The sequence below is a fragment of the Alkalibacterium kapii genome, assembly GCF_007988865.1.
GTDB classification, from domain to species: Bacteria; Bacillota; Bacilli; order Lactobacillales; family Carnobacteriaceae_A; genus Alkalibacterium; species Alkalibacterium kapii.
Window position 1 is genome coordinate 16,144 of the sequence record NZ_BJUY01000005.1, and the last position, 24,779, is coordinate 40,922.

The 24,779-nt window shown below is 41.5% G+C and carries 22 protein-coding genes; 1 reads left to right on the forward strand and 21 read right to left on the reverse strand.

The annotated features are described in order from the left end of the window. Positions 1-526: 526 nt before the first annotated feature. The 3 genes from AKA01nite_RS03005 to AKA01nite_RS03015 all read right to left on the reverse strand — a co-directional run bounded on the left by AKA01nite_RS03005 (position 527) and on the right by AKA01nite_RS03015 (position 3,378). The gene (locus tag AKA01nite_RS03005) at positions 527-1,846 is read right to left on the reverse strand and encodes an IS1380 family transposase (RefSeq protein ID WP_146923683.1); all 1,320 of its coding nucleotides are present in this window, start codon (positions 1,844-1,846) and stop codon (positions 527-529) included. 150 nt (positions 1,847-1,996) lie between these two features. Further along, positions 1,997-2,785: a nucleotidyl transferase AbiEii/AbiGii toxin family protein gene (locus AKA01nite_RS03010; protein ID WP_146923685.1), complete on the reverse strand. Its 789-nt coding sequence runs from the start codon at positions 2,783-2,785 to the stop codon at positions 1,997-1,999. Next, on the reverse strand, positions 2,782-3,378 hold the full coding sequence (locus tag AKA01nite_RS03015; RefSeq protein ID WP_146923687.1) for a type IV toxin-antitoxin system AbiEi family antitoxin domain-containing protein: 597 nt from the start codon (positions 3,376-3,378) through the stop codon (positions 2,782-2,784). The genes AKA01nite_RS03010 and AKA01nite_RS03015 overlap by 4 nt, the downstream gene beginning before the upstream one ends. A 427-nt stretch (positions 3,379-3,805) precedes the next feature. Between AKA01nite_RS03015 and AKA01nite_RS03020 the strand changes: the two genes are divergently transcribed. Beyond that, the gene (locus AKA01nite_RS03020) at positions 3,806-4,603 is read left to right on the forward strand and encodes a nuclease-related domain-containing protein (RefSeq protein WP_146923689.1); all 798 of its coding nucleotides are present in this window, start codon (positions 3,806-3,808) and stop codon (positions 4,601-4,603) included. A gap of 999 nt (positions 4,604-5,602) precedes the next feature. Here AKA01nite_RS03020 and AKA01nite_RS09375 read toward each other — a convergent pair. The 18 genes from AKA01nite_RS09375 to AKA01nite_RS03105 form a co-directional block, all read right to left on the reverse strand. Next, on the reverse strand, positions 5,603-6,022 hold the full coding sequence (locus tag AKA01nite_RS09375) for a hypothetical protein (RefSeq protein WP_246116973.1): 420 nt from the start codon (positions 6,020-6,022) through the stop codon (positions 5,603-5,605). Positions 6,023-6,211: 189 nt separating this feature from the next. Further along, on the reverse strand, positions 6,212-6,994 hold the full coding sequence (locus AKA01nite_RS09380) for a deoxyguanosinetriphosphate triphosphohydrolase family protein (RefSeq protein WP_246116974.1): 783 nt from the start codon (positions 6,992-6,994) through the stop codon (positions 6,212-6,214). Positions 6,995-7,045: 51 nt separating this feature from the next. Then, a complete protein-coding gene (locus AKA01nite_RS03030) occupies positions 7,046-8,605 on the reverse strand; it encodes a hypothetical protein (protein ID WP_146923691.1) in 1,560 nt (519 codons plus the stop codon). Continuing rightward, positions 8,598-10,271 (reverse strand): hypothetical protein, encoded by a 1,674-nt coding sequence (locus tag AKA01nite_RS03035; protein ID WP_146923693.1) that lies wholly within the window; start codon positions 10,269-10,271, stop codon positions 8,598-8,600. Before AKA01nite_RS03035 ends, AKA01nite_RS03030 begins: the two co-directional genes overlap by 8 nt. Before the next feature lie 183 nt (positions 10,272-10,454). Beyond that, complete coding sequence (locus AKA01nite_RS03040) at positions 10,455-11,570, reverse strand: glycoside hydrolase family 5 protein (RefSeq protein ID WP_146923836.1); 1,116 nt, start codon at positions 11,568-11,570, stop codon at positions 10,455-10,457. Positions 11,571-11,621: 51 nt separating this feature from the next. Further along, positions 11,622-13,082 carry a 6-phospho-beta-glucosidase gene (locus AKA01nite_RS03045; protein ID WP_146923695.1) on the reverse strand — a complete coding sequence of 487 codons (1,461 nt, stop codon included), beginning with the start codon at positions 13,080-13,082 and terminating at the stop codon, positions 11,622-11,624. A gap of 36 nt (positions 13,083-13,118) precedes the next feature. Then, the gene (locus tag AKA01nite_RS03050; RefSeq protein ID WP_146923697.1) at positions 13,119-14,027 is read right to left on the reverse strand and encodes an ROK family protein; all 909 of its coding nucleotides are present in this window, start codon (positions 14,025-14,027) and stop codon (positions 13,119-13,121) included. A gap of 161 nt (positions 14,028-14,188) precedes the next feature. Then, positions 14,189-14,449: a DUF4282 domain-containing protein gene (locus AKA01nite_RS03055; RefSeq protein ID WP_218142358.1), complete on the reverse strand. Its 261-nt coding sequence runs from the start codon at positions 14,447-14,449 to the stop codon at positions 14,189-14,191. Between the two features lie 117 nt (positions 14,450-14,566). Next, on the reverse strand, positions 14,567-15,460 hold the full coding sequence (locus tag AKA01nite_RS03060; protein ID WP_146923699.1) for an SAP domain-containing protein: 894 nt from the start codon (positions 15,458-15,460) through the stop codon (positions 14,567-14,569). Positions 15,461-15,835: 375 nt separating this feature from the next. Next, entirely contained in the window at positions 15,836-17,113 is a 1,278-nt protein-coding gene (locus AKA01nite_RS03065; RefSeq protein ID WP_222592469.1) for a serine hydrolase, read from the reverse strand. 107 nt (positions 17,114-17,220) lie between these two features. Beyond that, positions 17,221-18,432 (reverse strand): phosphopentomutase, encoded by a 1,212-nt coding sequence (locus tag AKA01nite_RS03070; protein WP_146923701.1) that lies wholly within the window; start codon positions 18,430-18,432, stop codon positions 17,221-17,223. 1 nt (position 18,433) lies between these two features. After that, entirely contained in the window at positions 18,434-19,594 is a 1,161-nt protein-coding gene (locus AKA01nite_RS03075; protein ID WP_146923703.1) for a YhfX family PLP-dependent enzyme, read from the reverse strand. Positions 19,595-19,607: 13 nt separating this feature from the next. Then, the gene (locus tag AKA01nite_RS03080; RefSeq protein WP_146923705.1) at positions 19,608-19,961 is read right to left on the reverse strand and encodes a hypothetical protein; all 354 of its coding nucleotides are present in this window, start codon (positions 19,959-19,961) and stop codon (positions 19,608-19,610) included. A gap of 16 nt (positions 19,962-19,977) precedes the next feature. After that, positions 19,978-20,901, reverse strand: a complete 924-nt coding sequence (gene yhfZ, locus AKA01nite_RS03085; RefSeq protein WP_146923707.1) for a GntR family transcriptional regulator YhfZ — start codon at positions 20,899-20,901, stop codon at positions 19,978-19,980. Beyond that, on the reverse strand, positions 20,898-22,016 hold the full coding sequence (locus tag AKA01nite_RS03090; RefSeq protein WP_146923709.1) for an aminotransferase class V-fold PLP-dependent enzyme: 1,119 nt from the start codon (positions 22,014-22,016) through the stop codon (positions 20,898-20,900). The genes yhfZ and AKA01nite_RS03090 overlap by 4 nt, the downstream gene beginning before the upstream one ends. 12 nt (positions 22,017-22,028) lie before the next feature. Then, positions 22,029-22,901, reverse strand: coding sequence for a phosphotriesterase family protein (locus AKA01nite_RS03095; RefSeq protein WP_146923711.1), 873 nt, complete (start codon positions 22,899-22,901; stop codon positions 22,029-22,031). A gap of 70 nt (positions 22,902-22,971) precedes the next feature. Beyond that, positions 22,972-24,273, reverse strand: a complete 1,302-nt coding sequence (locus AKA01nite_RS03100) for a YhfT family protein (RefSeq protein WP_146923714.1) — start codon at positions 24,271-24,273, stop codon at positions 22,972-22,974. A gap of 13 nt (positions 24,274-24,286) precedes the next feature. Beyond that, positions 24,287-24,655: a DUF2620 domain-containing protein gene (locus AKA01nite_RS03105; protein WP_091488664.1), complete on the reverse strand. Its 369-nt coding sequence runs from the start codon at positions 24,653-24,655 to the stop codon at positions 24,287-24,289. Positions 24,656-24,779: the final 124 nt, after the last annotated feature.

Sequence of the window (24,779 nt, forward strand, 5' to 3'; positions counted from 1 at the left end):
GTACCGCAAACCATTTTGCAAGATAAGTGAGCTAACTTTCTTTTGGCACTTGTTCCAATTAAGACCTCTTTGGTAACAAAGTTTATGATTTTGTCAGCTCAGCTGCCAAAACCTTCTCAATAATACATTCCAATCAAAACAAATGACTGCACTAAAACACCCGCTCTGAAACGCGGATGCGGGTATTCTAGTGCAGTCATGCTATTCATACTTTCTTTTCTTAGCATTCCATTTTTTTGAGAATGTCTCTTTATTTATCATCGCTTGAAAAGGTGGATCGATAAATGAAATAATCACCATAATGACCTCACTCAAGCTTAATCCTGAATAATTCATAGCTCTATAATTTAAGCTGGTTTCTTGAATAAATTAATCGTTCTTGGAAAAATTGGGAATTTTTCTACAAAATAGTGCGTTCTCGAAGTAGATTTTAACTAAATGAACCTTCTTACGATTCTCTTGTTTGTTTGAAGGCATACTTCTCCCTTGTAGACGATTGATTCAAAAAATTAACGTGATGACTGATTTAAATCCATTGACTGGATCGCCGTAGGCGCTCGAAGACCCTATAGAATTCAGTTTGATACACATGATAACTCGACAATTTTAGATAGGCTCGTCTGCCTGTTTGCACAAGTTTGCCAGCGACTTTAAGGAATGTTAGTCGGATGGAATGAATAGTCATCCCTTGGTTCTTTTTATCAAAGCCGATAGTCTTTAGACAGTTGATGAGGTTGTATGCAAGCAGACTAATCATCATTCTGACATGATTTTCTAAGAAGCGTGGACTGTCTGTTTTATCGAAATAAAAGCCACTTTTCGCTTCTTTGATGAAATTCTCCATTGTCCCTCGCTTGCCGTAAAGAGAGAATATGACTTCAGGTGAGACATTATCGGATAGATTAGTCACAATGAATGCGTGTTGAAAGAGGAGTTCTCCTGCTTCACGGATTGATCGAATACAGACACGACGGGGTTTCGACCATGATTGTGCTTGATAAGGCATTGAAAAATACTGAACTTCCCGATCTTCCCATTTTTGGTTATCCCCGTAAAGAACGGATTGCTCAGCTAATTGACTTAACCTCCGATTGTTCTTTAATCGGATCACATACTGACTTTCATTTTCTTCACAAGACTCATACACCTCTGGTGTTGCGAAGCCGCTGTCCCCACGAACCAATATGTCAGTATTCGGTATGGATTCATTGTAGTGGTGTAACAATGGGTCGATAAAGGCTTTCACCCCTTTAGATGTGTACTGATTACCTGAACGCAGTTCAGCTTTTAAGAAATCTCCAGTCAGTCCGTCAAAGGCAACTAATGGGTGGTAGCCGTAGGTTTGATAATGTGCATTATAATCTGTTTGTTCTTGATGGCCAAAGGTATCTGAATGAGTGGAATCGAGATCAATGATTAACTCGGTGTCATTGCGAATCAAACGCGTTTTATCAATGAGCGACTGATTTAATGATTGTAATTGACCCACATTTTCCGTGGTGAAACGATCCAGAAACCGTGAAATTGACGATTGTGAGGCTAATTGTTTTCTGCCTAACACCATTTGAAAGACTGGATCCTGTCTTAACAGATTAGCTGACGAGTCTGCCGAATAACTAGCAATCAGTTGCATAATGAGCTGTTCTAATATCGCTAAATTATTATGCGTGTAGTAAGCACGGTTATCTTTAATGTCCAGAAGTGATTTTGCCAAATCAGAAAACTTGAAGGTATCCATTACTTCTTTAACTAAGACTAAACCCGAATCATTCGATAAACGACCACCTGTATGCGAAATGATGATGTTTGAATTGAATTTTACCTGGTTTTTGTGTAAGCTAATCATGAAGAGAACTCCTTTCTTATGGTTGGTTTAGACACCTTTACCATATCAGAATGGGGTTCTTTTTTCATCACTTAACAGGTGAAAATGAAAAAGTAAATTTAAGCTGCCGTTAGGCAGTTGGCACATGTTTCAACGAAAAGTATGAATTGTTCAGGTTAATTCATATTTTAAAACTTTTCTACAAAAGGCAAGCCATCTTGTCTGGATCGCATCATTCGTAATCAATCGTTCAATGACTTGTACAGAATCTTTCTCATAAGAGGTTTTTCTTTTAGATAAAGTATTGAATATAGCATCCTGTACGTTTTTACCATCAAATGGAAAAGTTATTGCCAGATAATAAATATCGTAAAAGTCTTTCATGCGTCCTGTCGCTTCCATAAAACGTATCATAGCATCAAGCTTTTCTGATAGGGTTGATTCCAAAGAATAAGTAAGAATCGTAGGGTTTTCAAAACCGTTGAGTAAGACAGGCAGTGTTCTAACAATAGGTGTGGGAACAATTGAATCTCCCACACCAAAGTCAATACTAAAAGGTGTTCTAGTCTTCCCTATCTCTCCCATAAGATTCACTCGCATACCATGATATTCACTTATTACACTAATTGGTTCTATGCTGCGTATCTGTATTATCATAAATTCATTATCACTCTTTTGCTCGATAACTGAGCGGACAAGTCTCTCTACAGAATCTGAATCATTGGGATGATTTTCTAATAAATAATCTGCATCAACTGTTGGTCTCGTTGTGAAATCGCTGATTGTATATAACAAAAATCCACCTTTGAGTATAAGTTGATTCTTATAGTCGCTTTTAGACAAGCGTCTAACAAATTCTTCTTGGAAAAATAGGTTTAACATCTGTTGAAAAGCAATGCCGTCATCTTTTGCTTTGTTTTTTAATCTAGCCAGTATTGAGGCACTTGGATCGTCTCTCATAACCACTTTCCTATCTGCGACTGCGTTTTATTAGTTATGTTAAAAACTTCTGCATATTCAAAAAGATGTCTGATATTCTTTTTTGGATCTTTGACATACCTTTTAACTGCATTCGTAAACACTTCTTTTTCAAGTTTGTTTTCATAACGCATGATATCACACATCGTACGATCTCGATCAAATATACTAACCTTAACACCATCAACTTCAAATGTGGATACACCAACTTTTAGGTAATTTGACATTTGATAGTAAGGTTCTATCAGAGGATAATCAATAGCATACTGACTCTTTTCGCTGTCACGGTCTACAGCTAGCTGCCAAGCTGTTGGAATTCTATCGGTATAGCCATAATGCATAAGAGCACTTTCGAGAAATATGACAGCTTCAGGGAAAAGTCTAGCAATAATAACTTCTTCTGCATTCACTCTATCCGCAAGTTCGTAGTAACCTTGTTTGATTTTAGAAAGCACTCCCTCTTCCAGAAGCTTCTTTATCTGCCGACTGTTAAGACCAAGTGCATTAAGCTCCGAAGTTTTCAATACTCCTCCATACTTTTCGAACTCATTGTAAATTTTTTGTTCATCAATCATCTTTTGCACCTCGTTATCCGCATTAGTTTTTCATTGCGGGTATATAGGATCATCATACCACGTTCTTAAAAACTTACAAAAGTTTTCCCCTCGTGGGTTATTGACGATTAATGAGTTATAGCTTTTTTGGAAGGTTTCCAGTACAAGTAGTGCCCAATTTATTGACTACTTGTTCCAAATAAGCAGTTTCGGTGCGAGACAGCCAATATTATAACCGCCACTTGTACCGCATTCCCGTTTTTGGTACAAGTGAGTCCTCATTTAGAGAAGCACTTGTGTCAAATAGCAATTTCTAAAAATAAGCTTGGTGATTTTGGCAGCTCAGCTGACAAAATCTACCTTCTTAAAAATCTTTTTAATGCTTTTCGTGAGTTTCTGATTCGTTTGCATATATATATAGTAACGACTTTTAAAGGAGCTAAACGAATTGATACTTAAAGAACGCACAAAGTCTGTCACTCATCGTATTTTAGAATCGCTGGATCACCGTACTACTTTATCCCTTAGTGAAAAAACTCAGTATGATAACCAGTTCAAAGGGTATGCTGGCGAACTCCAATTTGATAACAAGATGAAAGAAGCTGGAGTACCCGGGATACTGATCAGTGACTTGCTGCTGAGTACGCGAGACACTTCTTATCAGATCGACTCACTACTTATAACCGACACATGCATTTATCTATACGAGATCAAGAATTACACGGGGTCATACCACTACAAAGAGGGCGATATTTCCTCTGATTCTGGCCATTTGATCCATAATCCAATGAACCAGGCAGAACGTAAACGAGCCTATCTTCATAACTTACTCTTAATTAATGGTTATCAGATCAATATCATCGCTTACGTGGTCTACATTAATCCAGACTATTATATCTATTCATTACCTAAATCTCCTGCTATTCTATTCGCCGGCCAGCTAACGAGTCATTTTGAATCGTTATCAGGACAGGCTTCCATTCAAGACCATAAGTATTTAACTTTAGCTAAAAAACTATTAGTTATGCACAATAATTCCTATCGTCCGCTCAATTTACCTGACTATCCACTGGAAAGTTTATTTAAGGGAATTATGTGCAGCGAGTGCTTCTCGTTTGGGTACACGGTATCAAGGCAAATCCGTACCTGTACTATCTGCGGTCATAAAGAAAAATCAGCTGATGCCATTCACAGAAGTATCGAGGAGTTTCGTCTTCTTTTCCCAGAAAAACTTGTCACTAAGTAGGCTATGCTCAACTGGTGCGGGAATGACTTCTCAGAGTCCAGGATCAAACGAGTTTTGAGAAAACATTACCAGGTACACTCCTGTAGTAGAAGCAGTTATTACGATTAAACAGTTCGTAATGATATGCAGTTATTTTTCGCTGAGCAAAGAATTTCCATCCGATTTGAAGTCTACTGCTGTTGATTTTGGCAGCTCAGCTGACAAAATCTGCCTTCTTGAGGATCTTTTGAGCTTTTTAGGTACAAGTGACACTCAATTTTATTGTCTACTTGTTCCGAATAGACCGTCGCGGAACAAGTGACGGATATAAAAGTATGCTACTTGTCTCGCAAAACGGTATTCGGTACAAGTGAGCCTCTTTTCATTATCTACTTGTACTGCAACCGTCCATTTACCAAAAAAATAAGTCAAGGACAACTGATTCTGCAGTTGTCCTTGACTCTTTGAAGTTTCTACTATACTTTCACCCATCCACGAGCGATGGCTCGGCTGACGTCCCAAGCGTCCTTGCCTATTTTGTCCGGGGTGTTCACGGTGTCGATCAACAGTTTGTAGGTCCAGTAGAAGTGACCGTCGCCTTTTTTCCAGGCATCAACGGATGCTTCCTATATGGAAGGGATGAAGGTCTATTCTGTTTGATTGAAACAGCATATACTACCTGAGATTCTTGATTAAGTGTCATAAACCAGCCGGGGATCAGATATCTCAAAGAAGCATGCTATCTCTATCCATCAGTTTTGCATTAAAGTTGTAGTTGATTATCCAGTCCATGTTGGCTTCCGGTTCGTTGATGTTTGTCGCACAAGTCAGTCGATATGCCTTACATAACTACTCTTTTTCCAGAGCGGTTACATCAATGACCAGCTCATCATTACTGACTGCTTAAGCATAAAAAATGTGAGGCAACAAGACTTTCGCCCTCAAATAAGAACTAAGAAATATAGATACATATCTGTAAAAATTCTAAACTGAAATTCTTTGTCGAATCACTTATTTATTTCAATCTATTTTTTTGAAATTCTTTATCTCTCTATATAACGCATTGGTTTCTTCATCACCATAAAACTGTTGATATTTCTTTATTGCATAAGTGTCCATCATACCTGATATATAGTCTGTCACTTTTCTGAATTTGATATTTTCGTTTTCCTCTGAAGATTTGCTTTTATCCTCTTTGAAGCGATATTCAACCGGAAGCAACATTAGATTTTTGTTAAATTTGTTATCTGTTAAAGCTTCAAATAATCCGTTGGTTACTTTTGTTCCTAATCTTTCGTATAATTGAATTTCATTTGATCTGTTTACACCAGCAAAAGTACACTTTTTAATCCCTCTTACTAACTTCCAACTTCTAAAGCCTAATTCGTTCTCCCTAGATGTTCCAGTTATTTCTGCAAAATTATTTTTTAAATCTTTCACAGAAATTATATCAATATCATTTATCAATTCATTTACAATTATTGATGTTAACTCTTTCCGAAAAATGAATGAATACTCTTCAGAAGACTGATAAACTTTTGATTTTTCAGCTACTTTTTTAGCTTGGTCAACCCACTTTATAAACTCACCAACTTGAGATTCATAAGGATATTCGTTATGTTCAGCATTCTATTTTAAATCATAAATAAATTCATTAATTGAAAAGTAGTGTTTACTTAATGCATCTTCTAAATCATGAGCGCAATATGCTATTTCATCAGCAGCATCTACAATTTGAACATCTAGAGTTCGAGTACTTTTTTCCAATTCAAGTCTTCGCAAAAATTTGTTTATACTTTGAAATTGCTCATCATATAGAAATTTCTCATTGCCTTGTTCATACGACACATTATATTTAATTATACTTAATAGTGATCTAATAGTTAAGTTAAGACCAGCAAGATGTGGATGTTTCTTTTCTACTTGCATTAAATTACGTATGCTCTGGGCATTTCCTTCAAAACCTCCTCTATCTTTCATTAACTCATTTAACAGTCTTTCCCCATGATGTCCAAATGGTGGATTCCCTATGTCATGAGCTAGACCACCTAATTCTACTATATACAAATCTTTACTATTTCCATAAATTGATATCTCATTTTTAGAATCTAAATATTCCATACTCCATTTATGAACATTCTCAGCTATACTCCGTGCAATCTGTGCAACTTCTATACTATGAGTCAATCTATTTCTTTCAAATGAATCAGGATTTACAGCCATTAATTGCATCTTTCCTTGTAGTCTTCTAAAGGAGCTAGAATATAGTATACGAGCATAATCTTTTTGAAAATCATTTCTATCACGATAATCAGGCTCTGTATTCATCCGTGTTGCTCCAGCCTCACCAAGTAATGTTGATTGACTATTAATCAGCTCTTTGAATCCGTTTACATTTATCTTGTCATTCATTTTCATTCTCCTTTACATTTTTTTACACAACTTTAATAACTCTAGAAATTCTTATAATAATAGTGCCTTCCATTCTTTTTCCAAATCTTGATCTAAGGCAACTAAATCTAATGTATTTTCTTTATATAGTGCTCGAACTTCAATTAACCCAGAAAATGCAAAACGAGACCATCCAATAATGTTTAGTCGTAGTGAAAATTCAATAATCTCTCCCTTTGAACGTAGTCCAGCATCTATGCCATCTACTATACACAAGCATCCATGACCAATAAGCAACATCCGTCTAAGTTCAGGTTTATTTCCAAAGGGAATACTTTCTTTCCATGATTTTTCATGATAATATCTCTGTTTAACCGCCCACAATATACGAATTAATAATTCATTCAGCACAACTGGAATAGCCATCGTTGCACCAAAACGTATATCGTATCCTCTTTCAAATACTTTAACTGATAATTCTGCTAGATTAATCGTTTCCTCTTTAACTTTAAATTCACCAAACTCACAAAATTGCAACAGTTCATAGAATGGTATTCCGACACCACTTCCTCGTCCTGTCTTTCCTCTTTTAATATTTCTTGTTGAACTTGAACCTACCAAATCAGATATAAGGTGACCTATCCAGTTGCAAAAGCCACTAAAAAGTTTGCCTTGAAAAGTAGTTCCTACTAATTTTGTATTTCCGTCACTGGTATCAACGCGTATGATTTTTCCTTTATCTATGAAGCTTGCATTATCTGTAAACTGATCCAGAATAGAAAAAAATAGACCAATAATACTTGGAGAATGACTCAGGGATTTTATATGGTGATTTACTGGTCTCATCCCCTCTAAAACCCCATCTTCAACATTTAGATCTTTTGCATATCTTGCATCATAATTAACTTGAAACTTTTGTTCTAAGTAACTGATACACTTTTGTAAATCATCAGGTATTTTTTTAGGTTTTCCTTCTCGATTACTTCTGCCATCTGCTTTCCAAATTCCTTGCGCCATATTTTCTACAAATTCATCAGCCTTTTTATCAGTCCACTTACCCAACTTGCTAGCCTCTGGCATACCAACAAAAAAGCTGTCTATTGTACCAGCTGCGATACCACTGAAACTAGCTATCATGTAATCATACTTATCACAATGAGCTTTTTTCATAGTATAGTCTTCTCTAACTCTCATTTTTAAATCGAGTTTTTCTCTTTGTGTTAATAACTCATCAAAAGGATTTTTTGTCAAATCCACATGATTATCTGCAGCATAACTATGTACTGCTTCCATGTAGCTATCCCATGATTCATCATCTTTAACTTCAATTATATTTAAAACTCTAAATCGAGGAAGGTCTATTCGTTTCTTTTCTTCAGAGGTTAACTCTGTTATAACTTCCTCTATCTTAACATCATCCATACTAACTTCATCAATGTCATTACCTTGCACTTCAAATAAACTTTCGGCATGATGTATTAATTTATCTAATTCGGATATGTTATCTTCATTAGTACTTTTCAAATCATTGATTGCCTTAGAAACTTTTACAACTTGATCTTCAATACTATTGCTTTGATGTTTTTGTATCAATTGAGTTTTTCCTAATTCATCTATTTTATTTTTATCCATTATTTAGGATTCCTTTCATTACTCCTTTAGCAGAAGCAAGAGCTGCATCCTTCATATTATAGTATCCAATAGCATCTAATATAGAATAAAGTTGTTCTAATGTGTTTTCATTCAAATTTTCGTCCAATTGAAACACTTGTTTTCGAGTTCCATCTTCTTTAGTTACTTCTTTCTCGACATAGCATTCAAAAATGACTTTTCTATATTTTTTCTTAGTTGCTTCAGAAGTCAATTCATTGATTCTCATAGTATCAAGTACTAAAGGAAGTTTAATTATGATACTCTCTTTTTGAGCATGTTTTATTTTATTTCCTGTTTCTTTAGCTCCTAAAGACAACATAGATAATAAAGAAGATAATTTTTTTATTTTAATCTCAGCTTCTTTTCCTTTAGTAAGTTCTACGGTAAGTTGTTTTGTAATTTCATTTAAATCTTCTATTAAATAGTTCAGAGACTTCTGCGAATTTTTTATTATCGCTTGAATCATTAACTCCCTTTGTTTATTGTTTTCCAATTCACTGATTCCAGTTACTTTCTTCACACCCTTATAGGCACCGACACCCAATAAAACAGCCATTTCAATACCAGTAAACATGCTTGAAAAACCAAGGATTCCTCCCATTCCTAAAGCAGCTAACCCTGATGTTAGTCCAGCTGCACTAACACCCAAAACTGATCCTGATAAGTAAATAGCTGCCAAAGGGACACCTACTGCAGTTGCTTTAGAAGCAATTTCCTTCATAGATTTTTTTATTTCTGAATCATTTTTACGCAGTTCTAAAATTTCTTCATCATTTATAATTGTTTCTGATATATATTCAATTTGATCTGTACTTATGTCCAATCTATCTTTGAGGTTTACTATAAATTCATTGTCTTGCCAGCTTAAATTTCTGTCTTTGGATCTCAATAAATAAATGATGTCTTTCATCAATGATTTTTTTACTAGTTCGAAGCTTCCTTCATCAATTTTTTCTCTTAGACGCTCTATAATATCTTGATTAACTTCATGGTCTTTAGACTCCAGCATATATTTCCGAATGAATAATCTAGAAGGTACATCTAACTCAATACGAACCATTAAAGATAAAATCTCTGCATATTCCGAAGCATCAATGAGTTCGTCATCTCCATAAGCAAAATTACACATAATTTTTATATAATCTATTTTTATTGATTCATCCATCATAGATAAGGGAGTGGCTTGTGAAGTTGAAACAAACTCTCCTTCTTCACCAGCTTCATCTATTATCCCATTAATAAGTTCTTTCAAATGTTCGTTTTCCATTCCTATAGTATATTGAGTAACATCCCTTATTTTTCCGTTTTTATATTCAACTTTCAAACTTTCCTCTAATTTGACTTTTCCATTGTCTTTTACAATTTCGTTAGTTTCATATGTAGCTTTAACAATATCTGAAAACTGCAAGACAAATGTATCTGAAACAAAAGGATGTAAATACAACATCTCACCCGTTATCACTCCTCCATCCTTGCCTCCTCCAAATATTGACGTATCGATAATAGCAACAACATAATTAGGATTCAAATCTGGTGCCATTGATTTAAGTGCTGCGTTTAATTTTTTTTTAGGTATATCAGGTGCAATATAAACTTTCTCACTTATCTTTTTAACTTTCTCTTTAATGTACATTTCAACTGACATATTTATTTTTCCTCCTTAAAACAGCTTCATTAAAAAAATTCAAATATTAACTGTGTTTTTCACACCTATTACATATTTTCAATTCCATATTACTAATCAAATGACAGGTCAATACTGTAACTATTAATTACTATTATTCCTATCTCTTAGTCGCCCCATGTAGTCTTTATTCGCTAAAAGCTATTAAACTTCCGCCCACCCACGAGCGATGGCGCGGCTGACGTCCCAGGCGTCCTTGCCGATTTTGTCTGGGGTGTTCACGGTATCGATCAACAGTTTGTAGGTCCAGTAGAAGTAGCCGTCGCCTTTTTTCCAGGCGTCGACGGAAGCTTGCCACAATTCGTTGTAAAAGGCAGTGACTTCTTCGTCTGTCATGTTCGGCTTGTTTTTGGCGATATGCTGGTTAAAGAGGCACCACTCGCCAGTCACCACGGGGACATACTGGGAGACCTTTTCGATCTGTGTCCCGATCTGATTCAGGTGAGCCGTATAATTCTCCAGGTTTTCTTGATCCGGCTTACCGTTGAAGACTAAGTAATGGTGCGTATCGAGCATGACATTGTCAAAAGACCGCTCTTTGAAAAATCCTTCCCACTTCTTCAGGTCAAAGCCGTCATGGAACACGATGGTCTTGTCGGAAGGCAGAATCGCACGCAGCCGGTCATACGCTTCCTGGTAAAAGTCATAGAGAAAGGCAAACGATATCGGTCCACTGCCTTCAGCGAGTTCCTTGTCTCTCGGTTCGAACTGGTCCTGGGGATCGATGATGTCCCACATCTCAGGGGTCAGCGGTTCGTTCAACACTTCGATGCCAAAAAGGGCATCATCCGTTTTGTAGCGTTCCGCCAGCCGCGTAAGTACTCCCAGGACGAACTCGACTTCTTCGGGATGCTGAGCCCACTTGCAGACACCAGAGATCCCACCGTTGTCAAAGGCGTTCTGGCTATACGGCGCTGTGTGCAGATCGATCAGCACTTCAAGGCCATACGCCCGCGCCCAGTTGAATGCTAGGTCCAGTTCGTCCAGACAGCCGATAAAGGGCTCGCGGTCACCGAAGATGAAGTACGGCACCGGGATGCGCACCACGTTGAAACCGGCCGCAGCAATCTTGACAAAATCGCCTTCGGTAATAAATGTCGATCGGTGCGTTTTGATTTTCTCTTCGTAAGCCGCTGCATCCATGTCATACGCCAAGTAATATTCGTCGTCTGAGGGTGACCGGTCAAACAGCCGCGGCGTCATCCACTTCTCCAAGACCAGCCACGCTCCCAGATTCACCCCTTTGATTTTTCCTTCCATCAACTAACCCGCTCCTTTTTCCAAAAAGTCTCTTCAAGCTATCCCTAAAATCTACTCGTCCGCACAGCTCGTCAAGTCCTTAAGACCATTATCTTCAATCACCTTCTGATACCAGGCAAAGGATTCTTTTTTGCGGCGTTCCAAGGTCCCTTTACCCTGGTTGTCTTTGTCCACATAGATGAAGCCGTAGCGTTTCTCCATTTCACCGGAGCCGAAACTCACGATGTCGATGACTCCCCACGGTGTATAGCCCATCACGTCAACGCCGTCTATGGCGATCGCTTCGTGCATGGCTTTGATGTGCGCTTTTAGGTACTTGACCCGGTAGTCGTCACGGATCTTGCCGTCATCTTCTATCTTGTCATAAGCGCCCATCCCGTTTTCTACTATAAATAAAGGCTTATTGTAACGCTGATAGACGGTATTCAAAGTATACCTTAAGCCGTTCGGGTCGATCTGCCAGCCCCAGTCGTTGGCTTCCAGATACGGGTTCCCGACCACTTTCGCCTCAGGGAAGTCGCGGATCGGCTGACCGTCCAGATCATCCAGCGTAGTGACGGCTGTCGACATATAATAGCTGAAGCCGATATAGTCCACCGTCCCTTCTTTCAGGCTCAAAAGATCCTCTTTTGTATAGTCCAGCTCGAAACCTTCTCTCTCCCAGCGCTTTTTGGCATAGCTTGGGATCTCGCCCCGCACATGAACGTCATTGTAAAAGAAGCGCCTCTCCATCATCTTGCTCGAAGCCAGCATGTCTTTTGGGTGGCACGCATAGGGATACACCGGCACGTAGGCCATCATACAACCGATCTGAAAGTCGGGATTGATGGCTTTTCCTATTTTAACTGCCTTGGCACTGGCGATCAGCTCGTTCAGACTGGCCTGCAACGTGACTTTTTCTTTATTATCCCCTTCTTCAAATAAGACCGCCGAATTCGTCCAGGTGTGCAGTTCGTCAAAGGTATCCAGCTGGTTGTTGATCTCGTTGAAGGTCATCCAGTAGGTGACTTTATCCTTATACCGGTTCATGACCGTCTCCGCGTACCGGACAAAGAAGTCGATCAGCTTACGGTTCTTTAAGCCGCCGTAGTTCTCGTAAAGCGCGTAAGGGATCTCAAAGTGGGACAAAGTGATTACGGGTTCGATGCCATTTTTCAGCAGTTCATCAAACAAGTCGTCATAAAACTGGAGGCCCGCTTCATTGGGTTCCGCGTCGTCCCCGTTTGGAAAGATCCGTGACCAGTTGATCGATGTCCGGAAGGCTTTCAGTCCCAGTTCCTTGAACAGTTTGATGTCTTCTTTGTAGCGGTGGTAGAAGTCGATCGCTTCATGGTTCGGATAGTAGTGCCCCTGCAAAACCCCTTGGGTGATCTGTCTTGGGGTCTTCTGAGTACCCGCCGTCAAAACGTCCGCTGTCGACAGACCTTTTCCGTCCACATCATACGCCCCTTCGATCTGGTGAGCAGCCACCGCTCCACCCCATAAGAAGTCTTTGGGAAACGCGTCGTTCATTTGTGTCATCATTAAAACTCCATTCTTTTAGACAGTTTAAACATCTTCGTGCATGCTGGCATAAACGGCGCCCAGGATGTTGGAATTATTCTTGAAGGTGCAGGTATCAAAAACGAGTTCTTCAAAAACTTGTCCGAAAATAGGCGATACTTTTCTCAGCTCGCCGTACTGCCGCTTAAGTTCATCCAGAACGATCGGCCGCTCACTGATCCCGCCGCCGATCAGGACTTTTTCCATGTTCAAGATCGCCTGCAGGTTCACTATGAGGTTCAGGAGTCGTTTTATGTAAGCAGAGAACATGGCATTCAACGTAGGATTATCCTTCCTGCAAATCTCTTCAAAGACCCTCTCGCCGTCATAAGGCTTCTCAAGCTGCAGCATGTCCCCGCACTTTCCGATGAAATTGACGGCCGACAGCTGATAGCCGATAATCTTTTCTCTATCCGGATTAAAAGGCTCCTGGGTGATAAAACTCAGCTCCCCGGCCTGAAACGTATTGCCTTGGTGCAGCTTGCCGTCGATGATGATACCGCCACCGACGCCAGTCCCCAAAGTAATGACCAGTCCGTCTTTAATCCCTTGCAGGTTCCCCAGCCAGAGTTCGCATAAAGCCGCTGCCTTCCCGTCATTGATGATCGTGCAGCGTTTGCCATAAGTTTCTCTGAAATGCTTATGGAAGTCGAAATCGTGCAAGTATTTCACCGAACCGCCGAAATAGACAATGCCTTTCTTGGAATCGACTTTCCCCGGCAGACTGATCGCCACCGCTTCGACCATTTCTGGATCGAACTGCTTATAGATCCTATCGAGCTGGTCTAAAAAGCTTTCCAACGTGTCCGGTGTATCGACTTTCTGTTTTTGATCCAGTGTCCCGTCAGCAAACACCCGCGCATATTTGATATTCGTCCCGCCCACATCGATGCCGAGCGTAAAAGTTTGATTCATATTATCCCTCCAGCTACTTAAGATTTTTAAGAAAAGTCATGATACAAGTATAACGCTTACACTTCCTTTTTTCTATTTAAATTCGAGTACAAAAAAAATGATTTCATCACGTAAAAAAACTTCTAAAGAGTTGTATGGTCTTTAGAAGTTTTCCAAACCTATTATCTATACCGCATATCCTGCAGTGCTTCATGGATTTTGAAAATCACTATGACGAGTTCACAATTCACTCGGATCACTAATGGACCTATGATTAAAATAGCTAATCCTAAAAAAACGGAGTCGCCACTAATTATCGTCGTCAATCCCGATACTATACTTACAGCGAGTCCAATGTAAAAAATGATTTGTATGATTTTCGGTGTGATCATGGTATCAAAATTAAAGAATGAATCTTTTGGTTTTTCAGCATTATAATTCACTATAATCCTCCATATAAGTATCAGTTTCTTTCTATTTTCAGCATTGAACCAACATTAATTGTCATACTCCCCTTCAAACCGCTCCTTCACTTTCCGGTAAATCCTCTCCAGTCCTTCTCAATCCCCATGTATCTCCATGACTGCGATCTCGGCGGCTTCTTCGACGGTGAAGAGGCTGAATGGGAGCTGGAGGCGGTTCATGAGGTCGATGAGTTTCGACTTCAGTTCGTCATCAGACAGGTCTTTTTCTGTTTGATACTTCTGGATTTTCTTCGTTATACCAGGGGCCATCTTAGCTTGAGATTCACTATACGGGAAGAAGCGATCAGTTTGTGCCTCAAGTTCATCCATATTAAAACCATTAGATAGTCCGCTCAGGTCGATCCGCACGACTTCTGCCAGATAAATAAAGGCGGAATCGTCTTTCCCTTCTTCTTCAAGGAACTCGGCCATCGACAGTCGGCAGTTGCGGTACATCCCAAAGTCCGAGTGCTTGTAGTATTTCAGGCTTTTCTTGTTCATGTATTCCCAGACGATGTCTCTGTATGAAGAACCCGGACTCGCCTTTACTTTCTCATTCAATGTCCAGATATCCAGATCCTCGATGCTGCGGCGGTGGATATAGGGAATGTGCTCCTCCGCTGAGAGAACGGCCTGCCCTTTATCTGTGAGTTCATACGTCCGGTCACGGAACAAGGTGCTCAGTTCGTCTTCCGGCACCTCATCGAGCAGACGATGCACGAGTTCATCTTTATTGCCTGATACCTTAAGACCATGCGTGCGCAAGATATCTTTCAAATCTTCCAACGTTTCATTGCGGCTAGCCGACTCAACGGATCCCACTTTAAGAAACCCTCTCTTTTTCAGAGACTTCAAGCCTTTATCGACATTTTTCACACCGTAACGGTACCACCAGAATTTAGGGAAGCTGTTCTTTTCTATGTAGTAAGTAGGGGCATAGGACAGGAGAAGGACTTCGTGCGGGTATAGGTCTGATTCATTCGGTTTCATGCGCTTGATCCATTTCTTTACCGGAAGGATATCCGATGTTTCACGCCGTTCGCTCCTGCTTCTCCTTGAATCCCCTCTCTTCCTATTGGTATCTGATTGCTTGCTTTCTCTTTGTGAAAACCAAAAATACTCATGTGTTCACACCTTTCTTTGCTAATACCAATTTTATAAATATCTCTAATTCATTATAATTACTGGCAAATATTACACTATATATAAGTATTAAATGATAATAATTACAAATAATAGTGTATTCACCTTACCAATCAAAAGTATACCTTTTTTTCAATAGGATTACAATATTTTTCACAAGTTAGACAAAAAAAGATCTTTGACACTTAAATATTAAGCGTCAAAGATCTTTCTCTCGATAATTTACTGTTCTAATGATTCATATACGGTGTCTGCTATATTTCTTGACAAGGTTCCGGTGCTTCGATATGATCCACTTGGTAATTGCCCATTATTTTGTTTATTGGCAAGCACGATGATCTGTAAGTCATTGACGGGGTCGAAAACGACTTGAGTGCCTGTAAATCCTGTATGTCCAAAGGCTTCTTCGGGATGACTATACCCCATGTACCAAGATTTATTTAGTTCCCATCCGTAGCCCTGGCCATAACGCTGCTCAGAAGTAAACTGATCGACAACTTCCGCTGAATAGAGAGTCGTTTTTCCGTAAGACCCCCCGTTGAGCATCGTTTGACCTAATATAGCCAAGTCTCGAGCTGTTGAGAACACGCCTGCGTGACCGGCTACGCCTTGATGCGAGTAAAAACTGTTTCCGTCATTCACTTCGCCAACTAATGTGTAGTCTCTCCAGCCATCAAAGGTATCGGCATCCTCTTCAACGTAATAACCAAAGTTTGGATCATCGACCATTTTGTATTCATAAGGATTTCCCCACGAAGTAGCTGCGATGGGACGATTGGTTTTCTCGCTTGCATTGAAGAATGTATTATTCATTTTCAGCGGCTGATAAATCTCGCCTTCCAGGAATTCGTCTAAGGTTTCATTAGTCACTGCTTCAATCACATACCCTAATGCCATGAAACTAAAATCACTGTATCTTCTGTCTGTTCCTGTTTCATATTCAAGGGAAAGATCATAGAGATACTCTTTCGCTTCTGAAGTATTACTTGCGTACAGGTAGGTTGGTTCCCAAGGAGTCAGCCCAGACGTATGTGTCAACAAATCAGCGATCGTGACGTCTTCTTTACCATTTTGTCCAAATTCCGGAATGTAAGTAGCGACCGTTTCGTTGACATCGAGTTTCCCATCAGAAACGAGTTTCATGATCCCCTGCGTGGTCCCCATTACTTTGGTGACTGATGCTAAGTCAAACAATGTTTGGTTTGTCATTTTTTTAGGGTTCTTCAGTTCTTCCCCCATGTCATAACGCTGAGCATAGCCATAGGCATTTTCAAAGACGATACGTCCGTCTTTGGCCACTAAAACGACAGCCCCGGGGGTCACGTCATTTTCAATGGCTTCTTCCACTAGAATATCGATTTCAGATAAAGTTTCCTTATCCATATCTGCCTGTTGAGGCGAGCCGTGACTCAGTTTATCGGACGCACCCAAAGCAGTAATTGGCGACATGAACATCAGACTGACGAGCAAACCTGCTGTTGTAATAAATTTCTTTTTCAACTTATTTCCTCCTACATCTCTAAGACGACTATCACTCATCGACAACAACTAAAAAATCAGTATCCACCCTTTGTCCCTAAGCACCACCTCCAAAAAGGCTTACTGATTTATTTCAACTTACTCAAAAACGACTCGCCGTTTGCCGGTTTAGCGACTTTAAAGTAGTCGCTGACTGTTGCGGCGACATCAGACATTGTCTCGCGGTTCCCGATCTGCTTGTCCTGCATACCTTTAGAATAGATCAGCAAAGGAACGCGTTCACGGGTGTGCTGACTGTGGCCGATGGTCGGGTCGTTGCCGTGGTCAGCCATGACGATCAGAATATCATCTTTAGAAAGTTTAGAAAGCAGCTGACCGATGTTTTTATCGCTGACTTCCAGCCTGTCAGCATAGCGCTCGACATCTTCACCGTGTCCGGCCAGGTCAGTTTCTTGTATATTCAGACAGATAAAGCCGTGACTGATTTCATCCACTTGCTTCATCAGCTGGTCAAAGAGATACTGTGAATCCACCCCCGGGAAAAGACGGTCGCTTTTAGTCTGTACGATATCAGCGACTTTTCCGATGAGAGAGACATCGATATTTTCTTTATCTAGAATGGTCGGGATCTGGACATTCGGATCGATCCCGTAGCCTAAATGTACGACCTGATACCCTTCATCATAGACACCCGACTCCGGTGCATCCACACCTGCAAATCCCCCATCTTTCACTTTCCGCGCGTTGAGTAGATCATCCAATGAAACATTTTCACCGCCGAATGTGATGACGCGCGAAACTTTCACGACGTCTCTGACGGCTTTCCCGATTTTTGTTAAGTCTTCAAAAGAAATGATATCCAGACACCCTGAGACATTATAGACCTGTCCCAGATCCGTTTCCAGGTTATCTCCGACAGTCACGCAGTCATTGACGACTAAAATTTTGGGTTCGTTTTTCTCTCCGACTTCTCTGACTGAATAACCTTGTTCAATTAAGTGTGCTTTGACCCGATCGATCGATGCATTGAATGGCTCATTCAAAGGGATCGGTGGGATCGTCCCCATGATCTCTTGATGACCTAGAAATGAATCGGCTCCCTGATGGGACAGGTTAGAGGTTCCCCAGTTCGCCCCTTTTGAAAATGTGAAATCTTTCCACTCTTCGCCGATAGTATTCATCAATCCCAGTTTTAGTAGATGCGGGATCTTTAAATCGGGCTTATTTTTGATGATATGGAGCGCTGTGTTACTTCCTATGTCCTGTGCCCTGACTTTTGGTACGTCATCCATGGCACCGACGCCAAAGCTGTCCAGTACGATCACTATAAATTTTCCCATTTTAAATCCTTTCCTCCTCGCTGCCTTGACTGGTATAGATACCTACAAGTTCCGGTTTATTGTCATTCAATCCTTTAACAAGAGCGACCCGACTTCGGGTAACAAAAATCTGCGTACGCGCGGCCATAATAGCCGTGGCACCGATCGTCTGCTTCCCATCAATTTCTAGGTAATAATCGATATTGTCGCTCGGGAAAGGTTCGACACTGCTTTCCGTTCGTTTGCCCTCGTCATCGATCAATACATTTTCAAGATTGCCTCGTGCATAGTAGCCGCCACCGTATACAAATGCACTGTCTTGACTATTGTGTGAGATCTCGCTGACATAAACATAGGCTGGTTTTTCTTCCAGTTCTACTTCCGCGTGCATGGGTGATGTGCCAGACAGGGCATGTCCCGGCTCGCCCTGGGTACCTTCCATTTCTTTGAATAGAGGCAAGGTTTTAATAGACGTGGCAGATGGGACATTCATCTCTTGGATGTCAAATCCAGATGCCTGCATGCGTTGTTTTGCTTTTTTGAGTGTCTTTACATTCTGTGTCAACTTGAAGTCTTTCAGTTCTTTGTCATATAAGATACACGGGAAAGAGGTCAAACCTGTAATGTCGCAATGCGCAAAAGACTTAAGCACATCCATTATTTCGTTCAATTCATCTAGCTGAAATCCGCCGTACTGTCCCGGATACAACGCATCCCCTTCATCGATCACACGAAGCATGATTTTTTGTTTCATATTCAGTTCTTCTGCGACGGCATTGATCTGTCTCAGTTTCTCTACTGAATAGACGGTGATGTAATCCACGCCATAGGCCATCACTTTCTTGATAAAGTGAGTCGGAAGCTGGACAAGATGTCCAACGTTGCCGATGGGGATGTTGTGTTTCATCATGACTTCGGCTTCCCTATAATCGACCACGACGGCTTTTTTTATACCTGCTTCAATAAGTGTTTCCGCTATTTTTGGGTTGCGGCCGATCTGTTTCGTCATAAAGTATAGCTCGATGTCAAGACTCTTCGCTTTCGCAGCCATTTTTGTCGCATTTTCTTTTATTTTATCCAGATCGATGACATACGTATCAGGTAATATGATGCCTTGCTGGTGAAGAGAAACAGCATAATCGATCAATTCCGGATTGCGCTTCTTTACCATCTCCAAGAACATGTTATCGTCTCCTCTACTGCTTTTCTTGTAACAACGTCACTAAGTGAAGATGGAAATAGCCTTCTTCGTTGGTTTCAAATTCTGCTGGGGCGAATGCCTTGAGTTCATCCCATAATTCTTTAGCCTGACCGTAATGACTGTCCGACTGGATTTCGGCCAAGATCGCATCATCCACACCTTCGATTTTCTCATCGGTGCTTTGACGCGCGGTCGCCATAGCCAAGTGCGTGATCAATACATCTGCGTCATCATCTTCCTCAATGATCTTTTTCTTTTTCAGATAAGCCAGAGCTTCCTGTGAGTAGTCATAAGCAACCTGATCGATCACCTTATTTTCTTTTAATAGATCTAGTTTTTCCTGTATCATAGTCGTTCCCCTTTTTCTAAAATCGTGGGACCAGCTGTCCCGTCTTCACTTTGTGCTGGATGTCATGCATCTGCTCGATCGAGATGTTCTTTTTGAATAAGGACTGGATCATCAGTCGTTCTTTTGAGCAGACGATGACCGCCTCGCTGATACTTGCATGATAGTCTTTCACTGGTATATCCACATAGTTTAGATCGGTATACCCTTTTTCAATAATTTCATCATAGTTCCAGACACCGGCATCGATCTCTTTTTCCCGGATAGCATGGATCAGCTGGTTGGCTGGATAATTGACAAGTGTGACTTTTTTACCCTCTGTCAGGTCTTTCGTCAGATGATAATGGTCAAGCGAGTCTTCATCGATACCGATCTTCATACCGTCCTCGATTTCCGTTTTGTCTTTGTCTGAAAAAATCAGGATATGTTTGGACAGGTAAGTATTCGGTCCAAAGGCTAATGCGATAGCGATTTCTTTACCATTATTGATTTCTTCTTCTGCCGCAAAGCGTGAAACGACGGCAAAGTCATAGGTTCCGCTTTCTGAGGCTTCGATGCGTTCTTTCGCTCCCCTCAAAAAGGCCAGGTTCAGTTTGATCTGCTGGTCGTTAAACAGGGTATAAAGCCCGGTCGCCAAGCCTTCATAGAGCTTGGAGTAAGGCAGTGGCATGGTCCCGACCAAGCGATCGGCGTTGGCAAAGTTCTGCAGTTTTTTGTAGTCGATCTCCTCGAGGAAGGTCCCTAGGTGCCCACGGCTCTTCGTTTTAATGGCTTCTTCTTTTTTTAAAAAAGCCAGTGCATTCTGAACGGTCCCGCGAGACAGGTCATATTTCTGCTCGAGCTCATTCATGATGGGCAGACGGTCATTGACGTTCAGTAAATAGATCTCTGATGCAATATTTTCGATCGCAATGCCCTTTTTCTTGAAAAATGATTCACTCATGAGCGATCGTCTCCATCTGTTTTCTTGACGCTTTGAATCGCTTCACTGAGTATTCTGATTACTGTTTCCGGTCCTGAACGCATCGGATTGACCCGGATCATGCGTTTTTCTAAAGTCGGATCTGATTCTAAAAAGGTAGCCGATACCCGGTAAAACATCGGGACGATCTCATATTTGGATTCGGCACCGACCGGATGCGGGGCAGCCCCCAGTTTTTCCGCTGCCTTTAACACATTCTTAGCAATCGGCTTATCCAGTTCTATCAGCAGCACTTTCGACTGAGCGTTAGCGATTGTTGCCTGCTTCACGCCTTCTACGGCCTGATTATTAAGGTCTTCATAAACCCGCTGCGTCGTTTCAGCAGAAATCGCCAAGGATACCGGCGCATAGGTCAAACCTTTCAGTACATCCATCGCTTCGTGCCCCTGGACTTGCAAGCCGCCTGAATAATTATCCTTTTTCAGCTGGGCGATTATGTCTTTGTCTCCGACGATACAGCCAATACCTTCAGGACCGAGTAGTTTGAATGTGGAAAAACAAGATAAGGTCGCACCCATTTCCACGCCGATTTTTGGGATCTTCATGACCGCATAGTTGTCATCTGTCACGATGGGTAAGTCTGGTCTCAGCTCTCTCATCGATCCAATAACTTTTCCTGAATCATAGCGGTCATCCGGCTTCTGACGCGTCAGCTGAACCAGCGCGCCATCGATCTCTTTGTTTTCCAAGACTTCGCTCAACTGGTTTAAATCGTTGAAGTCCGCCTTGACGACTGTGATGCCGAACATATCAAGCGACACGTTCGTGGTCGGATAGATCGGTGCATCGTGTACAAGCAGGGTCCCGCCTGGTTTGACTGTCTTATACAAGGCGTAGCGGATAGCCATCGTTCCCGAACCTCTGACTAGCATAGCGTCTTCTGCCTCAAAGAAATCAGCGATGACCTGTTCGACTTTTCTTGTCGTCTCCGGTTTATTCAATCCAGGCACGACGCCTAAGTCACCTCTGGTAAGCATAGCGTTTCCCGGAAAGACTTTGGTCATACAGTCAACGAATCTGAATTGCTTGTGTGTTGCTTCTTCTATACTGATGCTTTCTAGTGGAAATGTCTGCATCGTATCCCTCCTCTAGCTGTAAAATGTGTTCGGATTCTCTTTGAGCATCTTTTCAATAAACCGGTCGGATATGCCGTTCTCTTTCATCAGTGGCACAAAGCTGTCAAGCAGATAGGCATAGCCCATGCCGCCCTTGGCTTCAAGATGGGACCGGCGGGTGATATCCATGGAGAGGAACACCTTGTCAGTGTAGCCTTCTTTTTCGATGCGCTTCAGCATCTCCACGCGGGTCATGTCAGGCATGTAGTTCTCCTTGCCGACGGTGTCAAATTCAACAAAGACCCCTTCTTTTAACAGGTCCAGCACATAATCGACGTCTCCGGTCAAATCAACATGCCCGATGACCACCCGGCTGAGATCCATATCTTTTGATTTGAAAAAGGCGACCTGCTCTTTTCCGAATGTGCCTAAAGTGGTATGTGTCGTGATGGGCACGCCCGTCTCCTTGTGCGCTAAGACAGCGGCTTCGAAGACTTTCCGTTCACGGCCGGTCATTTCGTTCTTACTCGTCCCGATCTCACCGATCAAAGAAGCTTTGACTTCCGTACCGTCCAGCCCTTCTTTGATGTCTTTGATCATCATGTCAGCGAGTTCGCTCACCGATTTCGTTTCGATATAATCGGGTAGAAACTTGTCCTGATACCAGCCGGTGGACTGCAGGATATTCATGCCACTGGCTTCGGCGACTTGCCTGACATAATCCGGGTTACGCTTCATGCCTCTGACGGTCACATCGATGACATTGCGTACCCCTTTGTCGTAGAGCTTTTTATACTCTTCCACTGTTTCGTCGAAGAGATTCAAATTTGTATCTTCTGTTTTTTTCAGCGACGACAGATCGATCGTCGTGTGTTCATGTGCATAGGTATAACCGTCTACTAACATAATGATTCCCCTTTTTATGTTTCAAGTAATAGTAAAGAGGCCGGTTTTAAACCTAGCCTCTTAAATTATTTTATGCAGCTGGTGTCCATAGGTTCAACAGGAATAGAATATTCACGATTATTCCCAGGACGATAGCGGCTACTGGCCCGACAGCCATATCGACCAATGGTTTTTTAGCTGTACGGTTGAGCAGATAAACACCGATCACCCAGAAGAAGCCGATACCTGGTGCGATCTGTTCACTGGCTAAAGCCCCGCCGATCAGTAGTGCCACTTCCAGCACACGGTTCATTGCTGAACGGATGTGTTCACCCATTTCTCTCACACCTGGGAAACGGTCAAGCCCTTTGGCTGCCCCACTTAATAGTGAAATCTCTATCAGCATGACTAAAGCCCCTAAAATAAAGGCAAAGATCGGATTGCCTTGAAGTAGTATACCAACGGTAAAGACGAAAGTCGCTCCAGCCGGACTGTATACACCTGTAACGATCGCCGTTGAAAAGACGAGTGGAATAAAGCCAATCCCTCGGGCAAAGGCAGCTAGTGCCGCTTCGCCGAATTGTCCACTATCCATCAAGCTCAATGAAATCGGGTCACCAGCAATCAGCGTCAAGCTGGTTGCGGCAGCGACTAGTCCGCCTGTCAGTGACAGTAAAATCATATTTTTTCTGATCTTCTTGACACGTTCAGCAAAAATATTGACTAAGTTCTGGTTCTCGGTCGATTCGCCTTTGACTCGAACAGCGAAGTAAAGCATGAAGAGCATACCTGTAAGTAACGTCATTCCTTCAGCACTGATCGTCACGGCTTGTCCGCCCGGCAAGTTGAATGTACCAAACTGTCTGACGAGGACCAGGACGAAAGCACCGACTCCGGCTGTTAAAGCACCTTTATTGAAACCGTGCTGATAAGCAACAGCAATACCTGGGAAGAGTGAGAATGCCACGACGATCGGATTCCCAACAGCGCCCAATGCATCTAGGAAGTTAACAGGCAATAGTGCAAATAAATCAACGATGAATTGCAAACCTAATGTTAACCCGATCCCCCATGCAGCACCCAAGACGCCGGCTAGGACCAACCCCATTTTAGTGTTGGGTGTCCAGGTACCGATGATGTCTGTCATCAAGAGGACACTATGAATAAGTAAAATACTTGCACCGATGGATACCGGAATACCAAAGCCGATAACCAGACCAAAACTGACGGCGAAACTGGTCGCGGCAAGTTCCTGTCTGCTGATGGCATGATCATCAAAATATTCTGGCATGATGGGTCTCAAACCATCATTAAAAATGGCAATCCCTCTATTTGTTAAGATGGTAGCCATCGCACCCAGTGCACCAATCACAACTAACTGTAATACATCCATTTTTTAGTCTCCTTTATTCTTCTTTTTTGAGGATTTCTCTGATAATAACTGGAATGACTTTGTCTTTATGCTGAGCTGTAAAACCAAAGGCACGCTTGCCTGCCTGGACCTCTTCCGCAATTTTCTCATCTGACATGATATTTCCCGGCATAGAAACAGTTGAGGTATTCTTTCTGCCGATCATGGCAATCGCCATTGCTAGTGCACCACCGCCGCCTGTGTTGCAGGCACCCAGGTAATAATCTGCTTCATTGTTTTTCAGTGACATGGCTGCATCCAAGTCGCTCTTTACGACCACTTCTGCTTTATCACCCGCGTGTTCTTCGACCATTTTGGCAACTTCTTTTTTATCGATCTGTCCGCCGACTACAATTTTAATCATAGTGATTCTCCTTTTGATTTATTTCAATTTACATTTTTTTGTAAATTTATAGTTAAAAATATCATCTATCAACCTGTCGAGATAATAGATGGGCTTTCTTACTGTCTTACTATAAAACCAGCTA

Excerpts from the sequence above, each read along its gene's own strand:
- AKA01nite_RS03075 (WP_146923703.1), bottom strand. The coding sequence starts at position 19,594 with ATGTTCTTGGAGATGGTAAAGAAGCGCAATCCGGAATTGATCGATTAT.
- AKA01nite_RS03010 (WP_146923685.1), bottom strand. The coding sequence starts at position 2,785 with ATGAGAGACGATCCAAGTGCCTCAATACTGGCTAGATTAAAAAACAAA.
- AKA01nite_RS03045 (WP_146923695.1), bottom strand. The coding sequence starts at position 13,082 with ATGAACGACGCGTTTCCCAAAGACTTCTTATGGGGTGGAGCGGTGGCT.
- AKA01nite_RS03035 (WP_146923693.1), bottom strand. The coding sequence starts at position 10,271 with ATGTCAGTTGAAATGTACATTAAAGAGAAAGTTAAAAAGATAAGTGAG.
- AKA01nite_RS03005 (WP_146923683.1), bottom strand. The coding sequence starts at position 1,846 with ATGATTAGCTTACACAAAAACCAGGTAAAATTCAATTCAAACATCATC.
- AKA01nite_RS03030 (WP_146923691.1), bottom strand. The coding sequence starts at position 8,605 with ATGGATAAAAATAAAATAGATGAATTAGGAAAAACTCAATTGATACAA.
- AKA01nite_RS03100 (WP_146923714.1), bottom strand. The coding sequence starts at position 24,273 with ATGGATGTATTACAGTTAGTTGTGATTGGTGCACTGGGTGCGATGGCT.
- AKA01nite_RS03040 (WP_146923836.1), bottom strand. The coding sequence starts at position 11,570 with ATGGAAGGAAAAATCAAAGGGGTGAATCTGGGAGCGTGGCTGGTCTTG.
- AKA01nite_RS03050 (WP_146923697.1), bottom strand. The coding sequence starts at position 14,027 with ATGAATCAAACTTTTACGCTCGGCATCGATGTGGGCGGGACGAATATC.
- AKA01nite_RS09380 (WP_246116974.1), bottom strand. The coding sequence starts at position 6,994 with ATGAATGACAAGATAAATGTAAACGGATTCAAAGAGCTGATTAATAGT.
- yhfZ (WP_146923707.1), bottom strand. The coding sequence starts at position 20,901 with ATGAGTGAATCATTTTTCAAGAAAAAGGGCATTGCGATCGAAAATATT.
- AKA01nite_RS03095 (WP_146923711.1), bottom strand. The coding sequence starts at position 22,901 with ATGTTAGTAGACGGTTATACCTATGCACATGAACACACGACGATCGAT.
- AKA01nite_RS03015 (WP_146923687.1), bottom strand. The coding sequence starts at position 3,378 with ATGATTGATGAACAAAAAATTTACAATGAGTTCGAAAAGTATGGAGGA.
- AKA01nite_RS03105 (WP_091488664.1), bottom strand. The coding sequence starts at position 24,655 with ATGATTAAAATTGTAGTCGGCGGACAGATCGATAAAAAAGAAGTTGCC.
- AKA01nite_RS03090 (WP_146923709.1), bottom strand. The coding sequence starts at position 22,016 with ATGCAGACATTTCCACTAGAAAGCATCAGTATAGAAGAAGCAACACAC.
- AKA01nite_RS03070 (WP_146923701.1), bottom strand. The coding sequence starts at position 18,432 with ATGGGAAAATTTATAGTGATCGTACTGGACAGCTTTGGCGTCGGTGCC.
- AKA01nite_RS03060 (WP_146923699.1), bottom strand. The coding sequence starts at position 15,460 with ATGAAACCGAATGAATCAGACCTATACCCGCACGAAGTCCTTCTCCTG.
- AKA01nite_RS03080 (WP_146923705.1), bottom strand. The coding sequence starts at position 19,961 with ATGATACAGGAAAAACTAGATCTATTAAAAGAAAATAAGGTGATCGAT.